Below are 15,248 nucleotides of genomic sequence, written 5' to 3'. Positions count from 1 at the left end.
GGCCGGTGCCGTACGCGACGGGGGCCGACGTCCGCTCAGGACACCGACGCCCGTGCGGCGGACCATCGGCTCAGCCGATCGTCTCCCGCTCCCGCCACGCGGTGCGCAGGGAGGTGCGGCCGTTGGTGCGCAGCAGTGATCCCTCGTACACCCGGGCGCCGGCGAGCACGAACGCGCCGGTGGCGAGCAGCAGGATCAGAAGCGAGAGGAACGGTTCCCAACCGGCCGCATCGCCGGTGAACAGCCGCAGTGGCATGGCCGTGGGTGACGAGAACGGCAGGTACGACAGCACCCGCATCGCGGTGTCGTTGTCGTTCAGGAAGATCACCGCGAAGAAGGGCAGCATCACGGCGAGCTGCACCGGTGTCGAGACCGCGGCGATGTCCTCCTGCCGGTTGGCCAGCGCGCCGGCCGCCGCCCACATTGCCGCGAGCAGCACGAAACCGAGCAGGAAGAACGGCACGAACCAGCCGATCGCCGGGGCGAGCAGGCTGAGCAGTCCGCCGCTGTCGCCGAACTGGAGCCCGATCACGGCCACCACCGCGATCAACGCGATCTGCGCGAACGCCAGGATCGCGCCGGCCACCACCTTCCCGGCCAGCAGCGCCCGTACCGGCACGGCGGCGACCAGGATCTCCACGATGCGGGTCTGCTTCTCCTCGATGACGCTCTGCGCGATCTGTATACCGAACGTCTGCGAGGTGATGAAGAAGACGAACCCGAAGGCGAACGGCACCAGGAACGCCACCACCGGGTCGACCGCGTCCGGGTCGAGCAGTCGTACCGTCGGCTGGCTGCTCAGAGCCTTCATCACGTCGTCGGGGGCTTCCTCCCGGGCCAACACGGTCGGTCCGGCGACCACCGCGGCGTCCACGTCGTCGTCGCGGACGGCCTGCTCGGCGGCCCGGTCGTCGGCGACCACCCGGACCTCCAGGCCGGCGGCGCGCAGCGGACCGGCGGCGCTCTCGGTCACCGCCACCGTGGACGGCCCGCCGGAGAGCAGCGGCGGCAGGATGGTGCTCGCCGCGGCGACCAGCAGGTAGAAGAGCGTGCCGAACAGGAAGGTGCGGTCGCGCAGCTTGACGCGGATCTCCCGTTCGGCGACCAGCCGGGTGGCCTGGGTGATGTTCACTGGGTGACCTCTCGGAAGATCTCGGTGAGCGAGGGGCTGACCGGGCGGAAGGCCCGTACCGGGCCGCGCGCGAGGGCCGCCCGCAATACGGGCTGTTCGTCGGCACCTGCCGGCAGGTCGAAGACCACGCGCGGGCCGTCCAGCTCGACCACTGTCACCCCGGGTTCGTCGCGTACCCAACCGGCGTCGGTCGCCACCACCAGCTCGTAGCGGGGCACGGTGTACGAGTCGCGTAGCTGCTGGCGGCTGCCGGCGGCCCGGATCGCCCCGTCTCCAATGATCACCAGGTCGTCGCAGAGGCGTTCCACGACGTCGAGCTGGTGGCTGGAAAAGAGCACCGGCGCGCCGGCCGCCGCCCGTTCGCGCAGCACGGTGACGACGGTGTCGACGGCGAGGGGGTCGAGGCCGGAGAACGGTTCGTCGAGCACCAGCACCTCGGGATCGTGCACCAGCGCGGCCGCGATCTGCGCGCGTTGTTGGTTGCCCAGCGACAGCGTCTCCAGCAGGTCGTCGCCGCGCTCACCGAGCCCGACCCGGTCCAGCAGCGCGTCGGTGGCCCGCCGGGCGGCGGGCGCGTTCAGGCCGTGCAGCCGGCCCAGGTACGTCACCTGCTCCCGGGTGGTCATCTTCGGGTAGAGGCCCCGCTCCTCCGGCATGTAGCCGAAGCGCCGCCGGTCCTGCCGGGTCAGCGTGGCGCCGTCCCAGCTCACCTCGCCGGCGTCGGGCGCGAGCACACCCAGGATGATGCGCATGGTGGTGGTCTTGCCGGCGCCGTTGGCGCCCACGAAGCCGGTCATCCGGCCGGCGGCCACCTCGAAGGACACGTTCGTGAGCACCTGCCGGTCGCCGAAGCTGCGGTCGATGCCGTCGAGGCGAAGCGTTCTGGTCACGTATCCACGCTAGATCGAACACCCCGCCCCGCCGTCCGCCCGGCGGGTGAGCGGGCGGTCCACCGCGCGACGGATGGCGGTCACCCGCCGGGCCGGACCACCCCGTTCTCGTACGCGAACACCACCGCCTGCACCCGGTCGCGCAGGCCGAGTTTGGCCAGTACCCGACTGACGTGGGTCTTCACGGTCGCCTCGCCCAGATGGATGGCAGCGGCGATCTCCGCGTTGCTCGATCCGGCGGCGAGCAGCACCAGCACCTCCCGTTCCCGTGGGGTCAGCCCGGCCAACGCGGCGTCCGCCGCCGGCCCTCGGTGGGCGGTGCCCGCCGGGTCTCCGGGACGGGCGAACGTGGAGATCACCCGACGGGTGATCTCCGGAGCGAGCAGGCCGTCGCCCCTGGCCAGCACCTGGATCGCCTCGATCAGCTCCTCCGGTGTGCCGTTCTTCAAGAGGAAACCGCTGGCCCCGGCACGCAGCGCGGCGAACAGGTAGTCGTCGCGGTCGAAGGTCGTGAGGATCAGCACCGCCGACCCACCGGGCCCGTCGGCGGTGATCTGCCGGGTGGCCTCCAGGCCGTCCATCCCGGGCATCTCCACATCCATGAGTACGACGTCGGGGCGGGTGGCTCGGGTCATGGCGACGGCCCGTTCACCGTCGGCGGCCTCGCCGACCACCTCGATGTCGTCCTCCACCTCGAGGATGACCCGGAAGCCGGTGCGGACGAGGTGCTGGTCGTCGGCGAGCAGCACCCGGATGGTCCGCCCCGGGCCCGACGTCTCGTGATTTGGCGTGGCGCTCATGCGGAGACCTCCGTGTCGACGGCCGACTGGTGTTCGTCGCGCGGCTGCCGCTCGTCGCGCGGCTCCCGCTGCGCGCCGACCGGCGGGTCGGCCGCCGCAAGCGGGAAGCGGGCGCGTACTCGCCATCCGCCGCCGCCGGCACGCGGCCCGGCCTCCAGATCGCCGTCGTGCGCGGTGACCCGTTCGCGCATCCCGATCAGTCCCAGCCCGACGGCGTCGACCCGGGTGCCGGCTCGTCCGTTGTCGGTCACGTCGACCTCCACCTCCCGGGCCAGGTAGCGGACCCGCACGTCCAGCAGGTCCGCACCTGCGTGCTTCAGGGTGTTGGTCACCGCCTCCTGCGTCACCCGGTACACCGCCTGGGAGACCGATTCGGGCAGCGCGACGGGGTCGCCGTACACCCCGAGGGTTGCCGTCAGGCCCGCGGCCCGAGCCCGCTCGACCAGCTCACCGATCCGGTCGACGTCGCCGCCGGCCGGCGGCGTGGCGTCGGCCGTGCCGGTGGTCCGCAGTACGCCCAGCATCCGGCGTAGCTCGTCGACAGCGGTGCGGGCGCTCTGCTCGATGGCGGTGAGCGCGGCGCGGGCCTTGCCGGGGTCGCGGTCGAACACCCGGCGGCAGGCGGATGCCTGTACGCCCATCACCGACACGTGGTGGGCGACCACGTCATGCAGCTCCCGGGCGATCCGGACCCGTTCGCCGAGCACCGCCCGTTCCCGGGACTCGGTCTGCGACCGACGCAGGTCCTCGGCCTGGGTACGCAGCTCGTGCTCGCGGCGCGCGGCCACCCAGGCGGTCTCACCGAAGAAGTACGCGAAGCCGAAGACCAGCACGTTGAGCAGCACGCCGGTGACCATCGCGGCGAGCACCGGTGGCACCGGGCCGGCCGCGTCGGCGAAGGCCGTCGAGGGGATGTGGCTGATCGTGATCGCGTAGTAGATCCCCAGCCAGGCGAACATCGTGGCGATCACTCCGATCCGCAGCCGCCGGGCCAGGCGACGGTCCTGCCCCCACGCGCCGACGGTGTAGAGGGCGCAGAACAGGGCCCACGAGGAGAACTGGGTCTCCGGGGCCGAGCGCGCCTGCGCGGCGATGAACGCCACCGCCACGATCAGCAGGGTCGCGGCCGGCCAGCGCCGCCGCCAGATCAGCGGCAGCGTCACCGCGACGGTCCAGAACAGCTGCTCCGCCCCGGACGGCGGCGAGCCCAGCAGGAACGCCCCGGTGCTGTGGGCCAGGGTGAGGCTGACCAGCGCCAGCACGGTCATTCCCAGGCCGATCCACAGATCGTTGCGGCGCTGCTCCGCCGTTGGACCCGGACGGCGCCATTCGTCTCGCGGTGCCACGGTCATCCGGGAACGATGCCACGTCGCCGGCCACGTCCGTCGAGTGGGCGGACCCGTGCCGTCGGGCCCGGCCACACCCCGGCGGCCCGACGCGAGGACCGCCGGGCCGCCGGGGTGTGCGCTCGTTCAGGCCTTCTGGCGGCGGGTCTTGATGCCGGAGTCGATCAGGTCCCAGACCAGCACCACGGCGACGCCCAGCGCGATGAGGGAGTTGAGGAGGCTGCCGTTGTCCGCGTCCGCCAGCCAGCTCAGCCGCTCGCCGAGGGCCGGGTTGAGCAGCGCGTCGGAGAGGGCCAGCCACATCAGCGGCACCGTGAACGCCAGGTTGAGCAGCGCCTTGGCCGTGTACAGCCGCCAGCTCCAGTGCCCGATCCGGTATTTGACGACCTCGAACACCGCGCTGGCGAGCAGGACGACGATCAGTGCCGGCAGCCAAAACGACCAGAGGGCCGGGTCGAGGATCGGGATGTTGTCGCCGTCGGTGGCGTGGATCCAGGACTGGTAGTGCTGCAACGGCAGGTAGCCGATGGTCAGCGCCAGCATGACCACCGACGCGATGGTGTCGACGAGCGAGATGTCGCGGTGCGCGGGGACGTCGGGCAGCTCGTCGACGGACCAGTCGGGCAGGTCGGCGGTGGGCTGGGCCCGCTCGATGAGGACGAAGGTCAGGGTGAGCCAGAAGGTGATGTGCACGGCCACGTGCAGGGCGACGACGAGGCCCGGCCCGATGGCGCCGAAGCCCCTGCCCTCGGCGACCTTGACGACGGCGACCACCGTGCCGGCGAGCGCCGGGATGAAGCTGAGCAGCAGCTTCAGTAGCCGCAGCCAGGCCAGGTAGTAGGTGGGGCCGATGAGCTGGAGCCGGCGGTCGGCGTAGCGGGCGGCCAGCCGGTCGGGGTTGCCCAGCTCGGTGAGCACCTGCCGCTCGGCGGCTGCCGCGTCCTCGCCGCCCCCGGCCCGGTCCTCGATCATGTCCTCGATCGAGGCGCGCAGCTCGGTGGCGATCTCGTCGCGACGCTGGGCGGGCACCGAGCGCAGGGTGGCGGCCAGGTAGCGGTCGGTCAGGGTGTTCATCGGTCCACTCCTTGGATCAGCCCGGTGATGGAGGTCTGTACGGCGGCGAGGTCGTCGAGGAGCCGGTTCAGCATCGACTCGCCCTCGTCGCTGGTCTTGTAGAACTTGCGCGGCCGGCTCTCCTCGGTGTTCCACTCGCTGGTCAGCAGGCCCTGGTCCTCCAGGCGGCGCAGCAGCGGGTAGAGCGTGTTGGCGTCGACCGGAAAGCCGTGGTCGGTGAGCCGTTGCAGCAGTGCGTAGCCGTAGTCCGGTCGGCGGAGCGCGACCAGGCTGGCCACCACGACGGTGCCTCGACGCAGCTCCTGCAGGTGCGTCCGTAGAACATCCTCGCTAACCATGTGTCACACCATACTGTGTGGCACACAGTGTTGTCTACGGAGACATCATCGTGTCGGCTCCAGGCCCGATCGAGGCCGCGACGAGTGCGGGGCGCCCGGTCGACACCGGACGCCCCGCACCTGGCCGGAATCAGCAGGCAGCGCCCTGGCGGAAGTTCCGCTCGACGAAATTGGCCGGCCCGACCTGGAAGTAGCCCACGCCCGGCCGGATCGGGTGCCCGGTGAACAACTCCACCCGCGACCCGACGCGAACCAGGTACGCCTCGGCGTCCCCCGCGTCGTTGTGGATCAGCGACCCGCGTGCGCCGTAGATCGCCTCCAACTCGGCGAACGACATGCCGACCTGGGCACCGGCGGGCGACTGCGGCGGTGCGGTGGCCGTACCGACCTCCACGAGTCGACCGTCGCGGAAGGCGAGCAGGAGGACACCGGCCCAGGAACCGGTCACGCCGGTGTGCACCACCCCGTCGCAGCCCGGCGCGGTCCAGTCGATGCGCCCGGCCGCGGTGAGCGCCGCCAGGCTGGCGCCGATCCGGTAGACGCCGGCGCCGCCGACGCTGAGGACCTGCGGGTGGCTGTGCCCGACGGCGGTGGCGAGCGCCCCGCGCGTCGAGGCCGCGGCGGCACCGCCGACCAGTGGCGCCGCCGCGGCCGGTCCCGTGGTGGTCACCGCGACGAGCGTGCCGAGCGCCAGCGCGGCGGTGGTGCGGAGGATCGAGCGACGGTTCATGGTGTGCTCCTTCGGTGATGGGTCTCCTGCCCTGTTAGTCACCGCGGCGGGGCCAGCGGTTCGTCGGGTTTCCGACCGGCCCGGTCTACTGTGCAGAGACCGTCCTGGCCGGGGGTGACAGGGTGACGGCTCCGCAGCGGATCGGGCCCTTCGCCATCGAGCGACTGCTGGGCGTCGGCTCGTTCGCGACCGTCTGGCTGGGCTACGACGCGGTGCTCGACGCGCGTGTGGCGATCAAGGTGCTGGCCGAGAACTGGAGCCACGACCTGCGGGTCCGGGAACGCTTCCTCGACGAGGCCCGGCTGTTGCGCCGCCTGGAGCACGAGCGGCTGATCCGGGTGCACACCGTCGGCGAGTTGCCCGACGGCCGGCCGTACGCGGTCCTGGCCTGGGCGGACGGCGGCAGCCTGCGGGACCGCCTCGCCACCGGTGACCTTCCCGCGGCGATCGCGCTGCGGCTGCTGGGCGAGGTCTGCGCCGGGGTCGCCGTGCTGCATCGGCACGGCGTCGTGCACCGTGACGTCACTCCCGGCAACGTCCTGTTCCGCTCCGCCGGCCCGGACGACCCCGACGCCGAACAGGTGCTGATCGCCGACCTCGGCCTCGCCAAGGCGCTCGCCGCCGCCTCGGGGCTGACCGCGCGGGCCGGCACCCCCGGCTACATGGCCCCCGAGCAGGACGACCCGGGCGCGGTGGTCGACACCCGCGCCGACGTGTACGGGCTCGGCCGCCTCGGCATCCGGCTGCTGGCCGCCGAACCGCCGGACGCGCGGCCGCCCCGGCCCGGTCCGGCACCGGACGTCCGACTCCGCGCGGGCGTGCCTCCGGCGGTGGCGGCGGTGCTCGCCCGGGCGACCGCGTACCACCCGGCCGACCGCTATCCCGACGCCGCTGCCCTGCGGGCCGCGCTGACCCGCGCGACCGACCCGGGGGAGCGGCCGTTCGCGCCCACCCGGGCGAGCGGCCCGGCGGGACGGCCCGTTGATGTGAACCGGGCGGGTGGCCCAACCGGACGGCCCGTGGCGCCGACGCAGGCAGGTGGCCCGGCGGGGCTGATTGCGGCGGCCGGTTCGGGGCGGCGGCCGCGTGCCCGCCGCTCCTACCGGTTGCGGCTGGCCGGGGCCGCTGTCGTGTCCGCCGTCGCGGTGGGTGCGGTGGGCGCCGAGTCGGGTGGCGTCGGGTCGGGTCGACCCGGGGACGGCACGTACACGGCCGGGCCGTTGACTGTGGCGTTGCCGGCCGGCTGGTCCGCCGTGGGAGCGACCTGGGCCGGTCAGTACGGCGCCGATGGCGAGCCGGAACCGGCGTTGGTGATGTCCCCGCAACCCCGGCGCTGGGCCGCTGATCCCCGACTGCCCGGCGCGTTCGTCGGCCTCTCCGCCACCACTGCGGCACGCACCACCCCGGCCGGTTTCCTGGCCGAGCGCACGCACGGGGACTGCGCGCCCGCACCGGCCCGCACCACCCGGCAGGCGGGCGTCGAGTGGACGGTGGTGGCGTACCGCTGCGAGCGGGACCGGCCGAGCATCGTCGAGTCGGCCGGCCTGCATCCCGCCCGGCGCGCCCTGGTGTACGTGCAGATCGCCCCGCCGACGGACAGTGGGCCCGACTTCGTGGACACCCTGCTCGCCGGAGTGCGGGTCACCGGACCACCACGGTGATGGTGTGCTCCCGACCCTCCTGGGGGATCGTCACGGCGACGGTGCCGGGGCGGACGAAGCGGATGTCCACCACGCCCGCCTCGTACTGCTGGGAGACCAGCTCCGGGCGGTCCACGGTGACGAGCCCGGGCCCGATGCCCTGGATGCGCAGCACCGCGCCGGTGGCGAAGCAGAGCGATCGCAGCAGCTCGACCTCGGTCTCGGCGAGCGGCAGGTCGTAGCGGACCGCGCCCTGACAGGCCGGGGTCGCGGCGGTAGGCGGGGAAGTCGTGCGGGGCGTACCCCTTGTTCTGGTTGGTGTGGGGGGTGCCGCGACCGGCCGCCCGCTGGTCGGCGGCGGCGGTCGGGACGGCGAGCCGGCGGGCGCCGGGGTCGCGGCGATCGCGGAGGGTGTCGGTGTGGAACGGGTCGGGCCGGGCGGTTGGACGGGCAGTGGGGCGACGGCGTCGGCGCCGCAGGCGGCCACCGCCACGGCGGCCGTGAGGACGACGGCGAGCCGGCGGAACGACGCCCGGCTCATTCCGCGCCGAGCCGCTGCCGGACCTGCCGCCGGGCCAGGTGCAACCGGGACTTCACGGTGCCCACGGGAACGTCGAGCAGGGCGGCGATCTCGGGGTAGCTCAGCCCGAGGACGTCGCGCAGGGCCACCACCTCGGCGTGGTCGGGGTGGACCGAGTCGAACGCGTCGAGCAGGTCGAGGCGGGTGCCCGCGACCACGCTGGTCCGTCGCGGGTCGGCCTGGTCGGGCACCGGTACGCCGCCGGCCTCCAACCGGCAGCGGCGGCGCAGCGTGCGATAGGTCGAGCGGGCACGGTTCGCGGTCAGCCGGTGCAGCCAGGTGCGGAACGAGGAGCGCCCCTCGAACCGGCTGATGCCGCCGGCCAGGGCCAGCAGCGCGTCCTGGCAGGCTTCCTCGGCGTCCTCCCGGTTGGGCAGGAACCGGGCGCACAGCCGCAGCACCTCCGGGCGCACCGCGACCAGCAGGGCGTCCAACGCCGCCGCCTCACCCTGCGCGGCGCGGCGGGCCAGGGCGTCGAGGTCGTCCGGAGCAGGCATGCCGGGTGTCCAATGCTCGCCGGTGCCGATCCTCAAGCGTACGGCCGTCGTCGCTGTCCGACCCTCCTCCGGTCCGCCACCCGACCCGCGCTACTCGAACCGGGAGACGTCCCCCGCGCCGCGACGCAGAATCTCCGGCTCGGGCCCGGACAGGTCGATCACCGTCGTCGGCTCCTTGCCGCACTCGCCGGCGTCGAGCACCGCGTCGAGCTGGTGGTCGAGCCGCTCCTTGATCTCCCAGCCCTGGGTCATCGGCTCGTCCTCGCCGGGCAGTGCCAGGGTGCTCGACACCAGCGGCTCGCCCAACTCGGCGAGCAGCGCCTGGGTGACGGTGTGTCGGGGCACCCGCACGCCGACGGTCCGTTTCTTCGGGTGCAGCATCCGGCGCGGCACCTCCTTGGTGGCCGGCAGGATGAACGTGTAGCTGCCCGGCGTGGACGCCTTCACCAGCCGGAACACCGCGTTGTTGATCTGCACGAACTGGCCGAGCTGGGCGAAGTCCCGGCAGACCAGGGTGAAGTGGTGCCTGTCGTCGAGGCGGCGGATCTGGCGGATCCGGTCCAGGCCGTCCTGGTTGCCCAACTGGATGCCGAGGGCATAGCAGGAGTCCGTCGGGTACGCGACAAGCCCACCACCGCGGATCAGGTCGGCGACCTGGCCGATGATGCGGGGCTGCGGGTTCTCCGGGTGCACGTCGTAGTACCTCGCCATGGGCAAGAGCCTAGGCCTGTCGGGGTGCGATCAGGAGACGCGGGCCACCCTCGGCGCGGACGGTGGAGCCGCCGAGATCACCTCGGTAGGGTAGGTCCCGGTCGGGTCCGACCAACAAGATCCACACCGCCGGGGGGCGCCAGGCATGGCCGATTCGTTCGCGCATCTGCACGTGCACACGGAATACTCGATGCTCGACGGAGCGGCCCGGCTGAAGGACCTGTTCGCCGAGGCCAACCGGCTGGGCATGCCGGCGGTGGCGATCACCGACCACGGCAACATGCACGGCGCGAACGACTTCTACAACCAGGCGATGGCAGCCGGGATCACCCCGATCCTGGGCGTCGAGGCGTACGTGGCGCCGGAGTCGCGCTATCACAAGGCGCGGGTCAAGTGGGGTCGGCCGGAGCAGAAGAGCGACGACATCTCCGGTAACGGCGCGATCACCCACAAGACCATGTGGGCGAAGAACGCGCAGGGTCTGAAGAACCTGTTCACGCTCAACTCGCGCGCGTCCATGGAGGGGCACTACGTCAAGTGGCCCCGGATGGACATGGAGCTGATCGCCGAGCACGCCGAGGGGATCATGGCGACCACCGGTTGCCCGTCGGGCGCGGTGCAGACCCGGCTGCGGCTCGGTCAGTTCGACGAGGCGCTCAAGGTCGCCGCGAGCTACCAGGACATCTTCGGCAAGGACAACTACTTCCTGGAGATCATGGATCACGGCCTCTCCATCGAGAGCCGGGTCCGCGAGGGGCTCACCGAGATCGCCCGCAAGCTCGACATCCCGCCGGTGGTCACCAACGACTCGCACTACACGCACGAGGCGCAGGCCACCGCCCACGACGTGCTGCTGTGCGTGCAGACCGGCAGCAACATCGACGACCCGAACCGGTTCCGCTTCGAGGGCGGCGGCTACTTCGTCAAGAGCGCCGACCAGATGCGCGCGGTCGACTCGTCCGAGCTGTGGCAGCAGGGTTGCCGCAACACCCTGCTGGTGGCCGAGAAGGTCGACCCGAAGGGCATGTTCGAGTTCCACAACCTGATGCCGCGCTTCCCGGTGCCCGACGGCGAGACCGAGGAGTCCTGGTTCCGCAAGGAGACCTTCGCGGGCCTGGGTCGCCGCTACCCGAACGGCATCCCCGAGGGGCACGTCGTCCAGGCCGAGTACGAGCTGGGCGTCATCAACCAGATGGGCTTCCCGTCGTACTTCCTCGTGGTCGCCGACTTCATCCAGTGGGCGAAGAACCAGGGCATCGCGGTGGGTCCGGGTCGTGGCTCGGCCGCCGGCTCGCTCGTCGCGTACGCGCTGGGCATCACCGACCTGGACCCGATCCAGCACGGCCTGATCTTCGAGCGGTTCCTCAACCCCGAGCGTGTCTCGATGCCTGATGTCGACATCGACTTCGACGAGCGTCGGCGCGGCGAGGTGATCAAGTACGTCACCGACAAGTGGGGTGAGGACAAGGTCGCCCAGATCGCGACCTTCGGCACGATCAAGGCGAAGGCCGCGATCAAGGACTCGGCCCGGGTGCTGGGCTTCCCGTACGCGGTCGGCGACCGGATCACCAAGGCGATGCCGCCGGCCGTGATGGGCAAGGACATTCCGCTCACCGGCATCTTCGACCCGAAGCACCCCCGCTACGCCGAGGCCGGCGAGATCCGCGGCCTGTACGACTCCGACCCGGACGTCCGCAAGGTGATCGACACGGCCAAGGGCATCGAGGGGCTGATCCGGCAGACAGGCGTGCACGCCGCGGGCGTCATCATGTCCGCCGAGCCGATCATCGAGCACATCCCGTTGATGCGCCGCGACGCCGACGGGGCGATCATCACGCAGTTCGACTACCCGACCTGCGAGTCGCTCGGGCTGCTGAAGATGGACTTCCTCGGCCTGCGCAACCTGACGATCATCGACGACGCGGTCAAGAACATCGAGCTGAACCACGGCCTCAAGCTCGACCTGCTGGGCCTGCCGCTGGACGACAAGGCCGCGTACGAGCTGTTGGCCCGCGGTGACACCCTGGGCGTGTTCCAGCTCGACGGTGGGCCGATGCGGTCGCTGCTGCGGTTGATGAAGCCGGACAACTTCGAGGACATCTCCGCCGTCCTCGCGCTGTACCGGCCCGGCCCGATGGGCGTCGACTCGCACACCAACTACGCGCTGCGCAAGAACGGCCTTCAGGAGATCACCCCGATCCACCCGGAGCTGGAGGAGCCGCTGCGGGAGATCCTGGCGCCCACCCACGGCCTGATCGTCTACCAGGAGCAGGTGCAGCGCGCCGCGCAGATCCTCGCCGGCTACACGCTGGGTCAGGCGGACCTGCTGCGCCGGGCGATGGGTAAGAAGAAGAAGGAGATCCTCGACAAGGAGTTCATCCCGTTCCGGGACGGCTGCCGCGAGCGCGGCTACTCCGACGAGGCGATCCAGGCCGTGTGGGACGTCCTGGTGCCGTTCGCCGGGTACGCCTTCAACAAGGCGCACTCCGCCGCGTACGGCCTGGTGTCCTACTGGACCGCGTACCTGAAGGCGCACTACCCGGCCGAGTACATGGCCGGCCTGCTCACGTCCGTCGGTGACGACAAGGACAAGATGGCGCTGTACCTGTCCGAGTGCCGCCGGATGCGCATCCAGGTGCTGCCGCCGGACGTGAACACCTCGGCCGGGCCGTTCACCCCGGTCGGCAAGGACATCCGCTTCGGCCTGGCGGCCGTGCGCAACGTCGGCGCGAACGTCGTCGCCTCGATCATGCGGTGCCGGGGGGAGAAGGGCGACTACGCCGACTTCTACGACTTCCTGTCCAAGGTGGACGCGGTGGTCTGCAACAAGAAGACAATCGAATCGCTGATCAAGGCCGGTGCGTTCGACTCGCTGAAGCACCCCCGCAAGGGCCTGCTCGCGGTGCACGCCGACGCCATCGACGCGTACGCCGATGTCAAGCGCAAGGAGGCGGTCGGCCAGTACGACCTCTTCGGCGCCGGCTTCGGCGACGCCGACACCGGCAGCACGACGGTGATGCCTGTCATCAGCGAGAGCGAGTGGGACAAGCGCGACAAGCTGGCCTTCGAACGCGAGATGCTCGGCCTGTACGTCTCCGACCACCCGCTGTTCGGCCTGGAGCACATCCTGGGAGCGGCGGCCGACACCACAATCGCCTCCCTGGCGGAGGAGGGCGCGGTCCCGGACGGGGCGGTCGTCACCCTCGCCGGCATCCTCTCCGGCGTGCAGCGGCGGGTCACCAAGCAGGGGCGGGCCTGGGCGTCGGCCACCCTGGAGGACCTGGCCGGTGGGGTGGAGACGCTGTTCTTCCCCAACACCTACGAGGTGATCGGGCAGTACATCGCCGAGGACGCCATCGTGGTGGTCAAGGGCCGGGTGGACCGCCGCGACGACACCCCCCGGATCATGGCGATGGACATGTCCATGCCCGACGTCAGCACCAGCGCCACCAACAAGCCTGTCACCCTGACCATCCCGGTGCACAGGTGCACGCCACCGCTCGTGGAACGGCTCAAGGAGACCCTGGTGCTGCACCCCGGCGACACCGAGGTGCACGTCAAGCTGCTCAACGGCGGGCGTACCACCACCCTGCGGCTGGGCCCGTTCCGGGTGGCGGCGACGACCGCGCTGATGGGTGACCTCAAGAGCGTCCTCGGCCCGGCCAACGTGAGCTGACCGGTCCGCGGCCCGGCCGGCGTGCGTCGGCCGGGCCGCGACGCCGGCTCAGCCCCGGTCGGGGGCCGCGATCTCGCGCAACTGGCCGTCGGCCAGCCGCAACCAGCGCTGCACGCCGATCTCGGCGAGGAACCGCTCGTCGTGGCTGACCACGACAAACGCCCCCTGGTACGCGGACAGCGCGCTCTCCAGTTGGGCCACGCTTACCAGGTCCAGGTTGTTCGTCGGCTCGTCGAGCAGCAGCAGTTGCGGCGCCGGTTCGGCGCACAGCACACAGGCGAGAGTGGCGCGCAGCCGCTCACCCCCGGAGAGCACGCCGACGGGCAGGTTCACCCGCGAGCCCCGGAACAGGAACCGGGCCAGCAGGTTCATCCGCCGCGCGTCCGGCAGGCTCGGCGCGTACGCGGCGAAGTTCTCCGCTACCGTGCGGTCGAGGTCCAGCAGGTCCAGCCGCTGCGACAGGTACGCGATCCGCCCGTCGGCCCGTTTGATCTCGCCGCCGGCCGGTGCGAGATCGCCACTGACGAGGCGCAGCAGGGTCGACTTGCCGACGCCGTTCGCCCCGGTGAGGGCGATCCGCTCCGGCCCTCGGATCACCAGGTCGGCGCCGTCGCCGCCGAACAGTTCCCGATCGTCGAAGCGGGCCCGCATCCCGTGGCCGGAGAAGACCGTGCGCCCGCCCGGGACGGTGGTGTCCGGCAGGTCGACGGTGATGGTGTCCTCGTCGCGTACCGCCCGGCCGGCCTCGTCGAGACGGGCCTTGGCCTCGCCGAGCCGGGCCGAGTGGGTCCCCTGCGCCTTGCCCGCCGACTCCTGCGCGCTGCGCTTGAGCCCACCGGCCACGATGCGGGCCAGGCCGGCGTTCTTCAGGTTCTTGGAGGCGTTGCTGGCCCGCCGGTCGGCCCGTTCCCGAGCCTGCTGCATCTCCCGCTTCTCCCGCTTGACCTCCTGCTCGGCGTTGCGCAGGTTGCTCTCGGCCACCTCCCTCGCCGCCTGCACCGCCTCGGTGTACGCGGTGAAGTTGCCCCCGTACCAGGTGATGTCGCCGCGTTCCAGCTCGGCGATGCGGTCCATCCGGTCCAGCAGCTCCCGGTCGTGGCTGACCAGCAGCAGGCAGCCGGACCAGTCGGACAGCACGTCGTAGAGCTTGTGCCGGGCCTCCAGGTCCAGGTTGTTCGTCGGCTCGTCGAGCAGCAGCACGTCTGGCCGGCGCAGCAGTTGCGCCGCCAGGCCGAGGGAGATCACCTGACCGCCGCTGAGGGTGTGCAGCCGCCGGTCGAGCGCCAGGTCACCGAGGCCGAGGCGGTCCAGTTCGGCACGGGTGCGCTCCTCGATGTCCCAGTCGTCGCCGATCGTGGCGAAGTGCGCCTCGCTGGCGTCGCCGCCCTCGATGGCGTGCAGTGCCGCGATCCGCTCGGCGACGCCGAGGACCTGGGCGACGGTCAGGTCGCCGACCAGCGGCAGCGTCTGCGGGAGGTAGCCGAGTACGCCGTCGACTGTGACAGTGCCGCTGCTGGGCGTGAGTTCCCCGGCGATCAGCCGCAGCAGGGTGCTCTTGCCGGCACCGTTGGGCGCGACCAGGCCGGTACGACCGCCGGGGACGGTGAAGGACAGGTCGGAGAAGACCGGAGTGTCGTCCGGCCAGGAGAAGGACAGGTTCGAGCAGACGATGAACGCATCAGACATGCGAGTGACCTCAACGGGTGGGGTGGGCGCGCACGAGCCGCCCGACGACTAACGGGGACCGGTGGAACGACGACATGGCCACGACGGCTGCGCGGACGCGCGCCGAGCCGTTGGCCGAACATGTCCGGTCTCACCCGGAGATGTCGTC

The 15,248-nt window shown here is 71.7% G+C and carries 13 protein-coding genes; 2 read left to right on the top strand and 11 right to left on the bottom strand.

Annotated elements, in window-relative coordinates:
• Positions 1–70 precede the first annotated feature (70 nt).
• The 7 genes from AB0K10_RS24580 to AB0K10_RS24550 all read right to left on the bottom strand — a co-directional run bounded on the left by AB0K10_RS24580 (position 71) and on the right by AB0K10_RS24550 (position 6,310).
• A complete protein-coding gene (locus tag AB0K10_RS24580) occupies positions 71–1,132 on the bottom strand; it encodes an ABC transporter permease (RefSeq protein ID WP_363687073.1) in 1,062 nt (353 codons plus the stop codon).
• Complete coding sequence (locus AB0K10_RS24575; RefSeq protein WP_363687071.1) at positions 1,129–2,022, bottom strand: ATP-binding cassette domain-containing protein; 894 nt, start codon at positions 2,020–2,022, stop codon at positions 1,129–1,131. Before AB0K10_RS24575 ends, AB0K10_RS24580 begins: the two co-directional genes overlap by 4 nt.
• 80 nt (positions 2,023–2,102) lie before the next feature.
• Positions 2,103–2,822 (bottom strand): response regulator transcription factor, encoded by a 720-nt coding sequence (locus AB0K10_RS24570; protein WP_363687069.1) that lies wholly within the window; start codon positions 2,820–2,822, stop codon positions 2,103–2,105.
• Complete coding sequence (locus tag AB0K10_RS24565; protein WP_363687067.1) at positions 2,819–4,174, bottom strand: sensor histidine kinase; 1,356 nt, start codon at positions 4,172–4,174, stop codon at positions 2,819–2,821. The genes AB0K10_RS24570 and AB0K10_RS24565 overlap by 4 nt, the downstream gene beginning before the upstream one ends.
• Positions 4,175–4,294: 120 nt before the next feature.
• On the bottom strand, positions 4,295–5,242 hold the full coding sequence (locus AB0K10_RS24560) for a permease prefix domain 1-containing protein (RefSeq protein ID WP_363687065.1): 948 nt from the start codon (positions 5,240–5,242) through the stop codon (positions 4,295–4,297).
• The gene (locus AB0K10_RS24555; protein ID WP_363687063.1) at positions 5,239–5,580 is read right to left on the bottom strand and encodes a PadR family transcriptional regulator; all 342 of its coding nucleotides are present in this window, start codon (positions 5,578–5,580) and stop codon (positions 5,239–5,241) included. Before AB0K10_RS24555 ends, AB0K10_RS24560 begins: the two co-directional genes overlap by 4 nt.
• A 130-nt stretch (positions 5,581–5,710) precedes the next feature.
• Positions 5,711–6,310: a hypothetical protein gene (locus AB0K10_RS24550; protein ID WP_363687061.1), complete on the bottom strand. Its 600-nt coding sequence runs from the start codon at positions 6,308–6,310 to the stop codon at positions 5,711–5,713.
• A 122-nt stretch (positions 6,311–6,432) separates the two neighbouring features.
• Here AB0K10_RS24550 and AB0K10_RS24545 point away from each other — a divergent pair, with 122 nt between their 5' ends.
• A complete protein-coding gene (locus AB0K10_RS24545; RefSeq protein ID WP_363687059.1) occupies positions 6,433–7,971 on the top strand; it encodes a protein kinase in 1,539 nt (512 codons plus the stop codon).
• Here AB0K10_RS24545 and AB0K10_RS24540 read toward each other — a convergent pair.
• The 3 genes from AB0K10_RS24540 to AB0K10_RS24530 all read right to left on the bottom strand — a co-directional run bounded on the left by AB0K10_RS24540 (position 7,952) and on the right by AB0K10_RS24530 (position 9,738).
• A complete protein-coding gene (locus AB0K10_RS24540) occupies positions 7,952–8,491 on the bottom strand; it encodes a hypothetical protein (RefSeq protein WP_363687057.1) in 540 nt (179 codons plus the stop codon). The two genes, AB0K10_RS24545 and AB0K10_RS24540, sit on opposite strands and share 20 nt — an antisense overlap.
• Positions 8,488–9,027 carry an RNA polymerase sigma factor gene (locus tag AB0K10_RS24535; protein ID WP_363687055.1) on the bottom strand — a complete coding sequence of 180 codons (540 nt, stop codon included), beginning with the start codon at positions 9,025–9,027 and terminating at the stop codon, positions 8,488–8,490. Before AB0K10_RS24535 ends, AB0K10_RS24540 begins: the two co-directional genes overlap by 4 nt.
• 90 nt (positions 9,028–9,117) lie before the next feature.
• Positions 9,118–9,738 carry an L-threonylcarbamoyladenylate synthase gene (locus AB0K10_RS24530; protein ID WP_007458197.1) on the bottom strand — a complete coding sequence of 207 codons (621 nt, stop codon included), beginning with the start codon at positions 9,736–9,738 and terminating at the stop codon, positions 9,118–9,120.
• Between the two features lie 145 nt (positions 9,739–9,883).
• Here AB0K10_RS24530 and dnaE point away from each other — a divergent pair, with 145 nt between their 5' ends.
• Positions 9,884–13,414: a DNA polymerase III subunit alpha gene (gene dnaE, locus AB0K10_RS24525; protein ID WP_363687053.1), complete on the top strand. Its 3,531-nt coding sequence runs from the start codon at positions 9,884–9,886 to the stop codon at positions 13,412–13,414.
• 48 nt (positions 13,415–13,462) lie between these two features.
• Here the strand turns inward: dnaE and abc-f are convergent, their stop codons facing one another.
• Positions 13,463–15,100 (bottom strand): ribosomal protection-like ABC-F family protein, encoded by a 1,638-nt coding sequence (abc-f, locus tag AB0K10_RS24520; RefSeq protein ID WP_363687051.1) that lies wholly within the window; start codon positions 15,098–15,100, stop codon positions 13,463–13,465.
• Positions 15,101–15,248 lie beyond the last annotated feature (148 nt).

Source organism: Micromonospora sp. NPDC049274 (assembly GCF_040678875.1).
Lineage (GTDB): Bacteria > Actinomycetota > Actinomycetes > Mycobacteriales > Micromonosporaceae > Micromonospora.
The sequence above is the reverse complement of the archived record's forward strand: the minus strand, read 5'-3'. Positions and strand labels throughout refer to the sequence as shown.

Bases quoted from the DNA above. Each gene is read 5' to 3' on its own strand.
- AB0K10_RS24570 (WP_363687069.1), bottom strand. From the start codon at position 2,822: ATGAGCGCCACGCCAAATCACGAGACGTCGGGCCCGGGGCGGACCATC.
- AB0K10_RS24565 (WP_363687067.1), bottom strand. From the start codon at position 4,174: ATGACCGTGGCACCGCGAGACGAATGGCGCCGTCCGGGTCCAACGGCG.
- AB0K10_RS24560 (WP_363687065.1), bottom strand. From the start codon at position 5,242: ATGAACACCCTGACCGACCGCTACCTGGCCGCCACCCTGCGCTCGGTG.
- AB0K10_RS24555 (WP_363687063.1), bottom strand. From the start codon at position 5,580: ATGGTTAGCGAGGATGTTCTACGGACGCACCTGCAGGAGCTGCGTCGA.
- AB0K10_RS24550 (WP_363687061.1), bottom strand. From the start codon at position 6,310: ATGAACCGTCGCTCGATCCTCCGCACCACCGCCGCGCTGGCGCTCGGC.
- AB0K10_RS24540 (WP_363687057.1), bottom strand. From the start codon at position 8,491: ATGAGCCGGGCGTCGTTCCGCCGGCTCGCCGTCGTCCTCACGGCCGCC.
- AB0K10_RS24535 (WP_363687055.1), bottom strand. From the start codon at position 9,027: ATGCCTGCTCCGGACGACCTCGACGCCCTGGCCCGCCGCGCCGCGCAG.
- AB0K10_RS24530 (WP_007458197.1), bottom strand. From the start codon at position 9,738: ATGGCGAGGTACTACGACGTGCACCCGGAGAACCCGCAGCCCCGCATC.
- dnaE (WP_363687053.1), top strand. From the start codon at position 9,884: ATGGCCGATTCGTTCGCGCATCTGCACGTGCACACGGAATACTCGATG.
- abc-f (WP_363687051.1), bottom strand. From the start codon at position 15,100: ATGTCTGATGCGTTCATCGTCTGCTCGAACCTGTCCTTCTCCTGGCCG.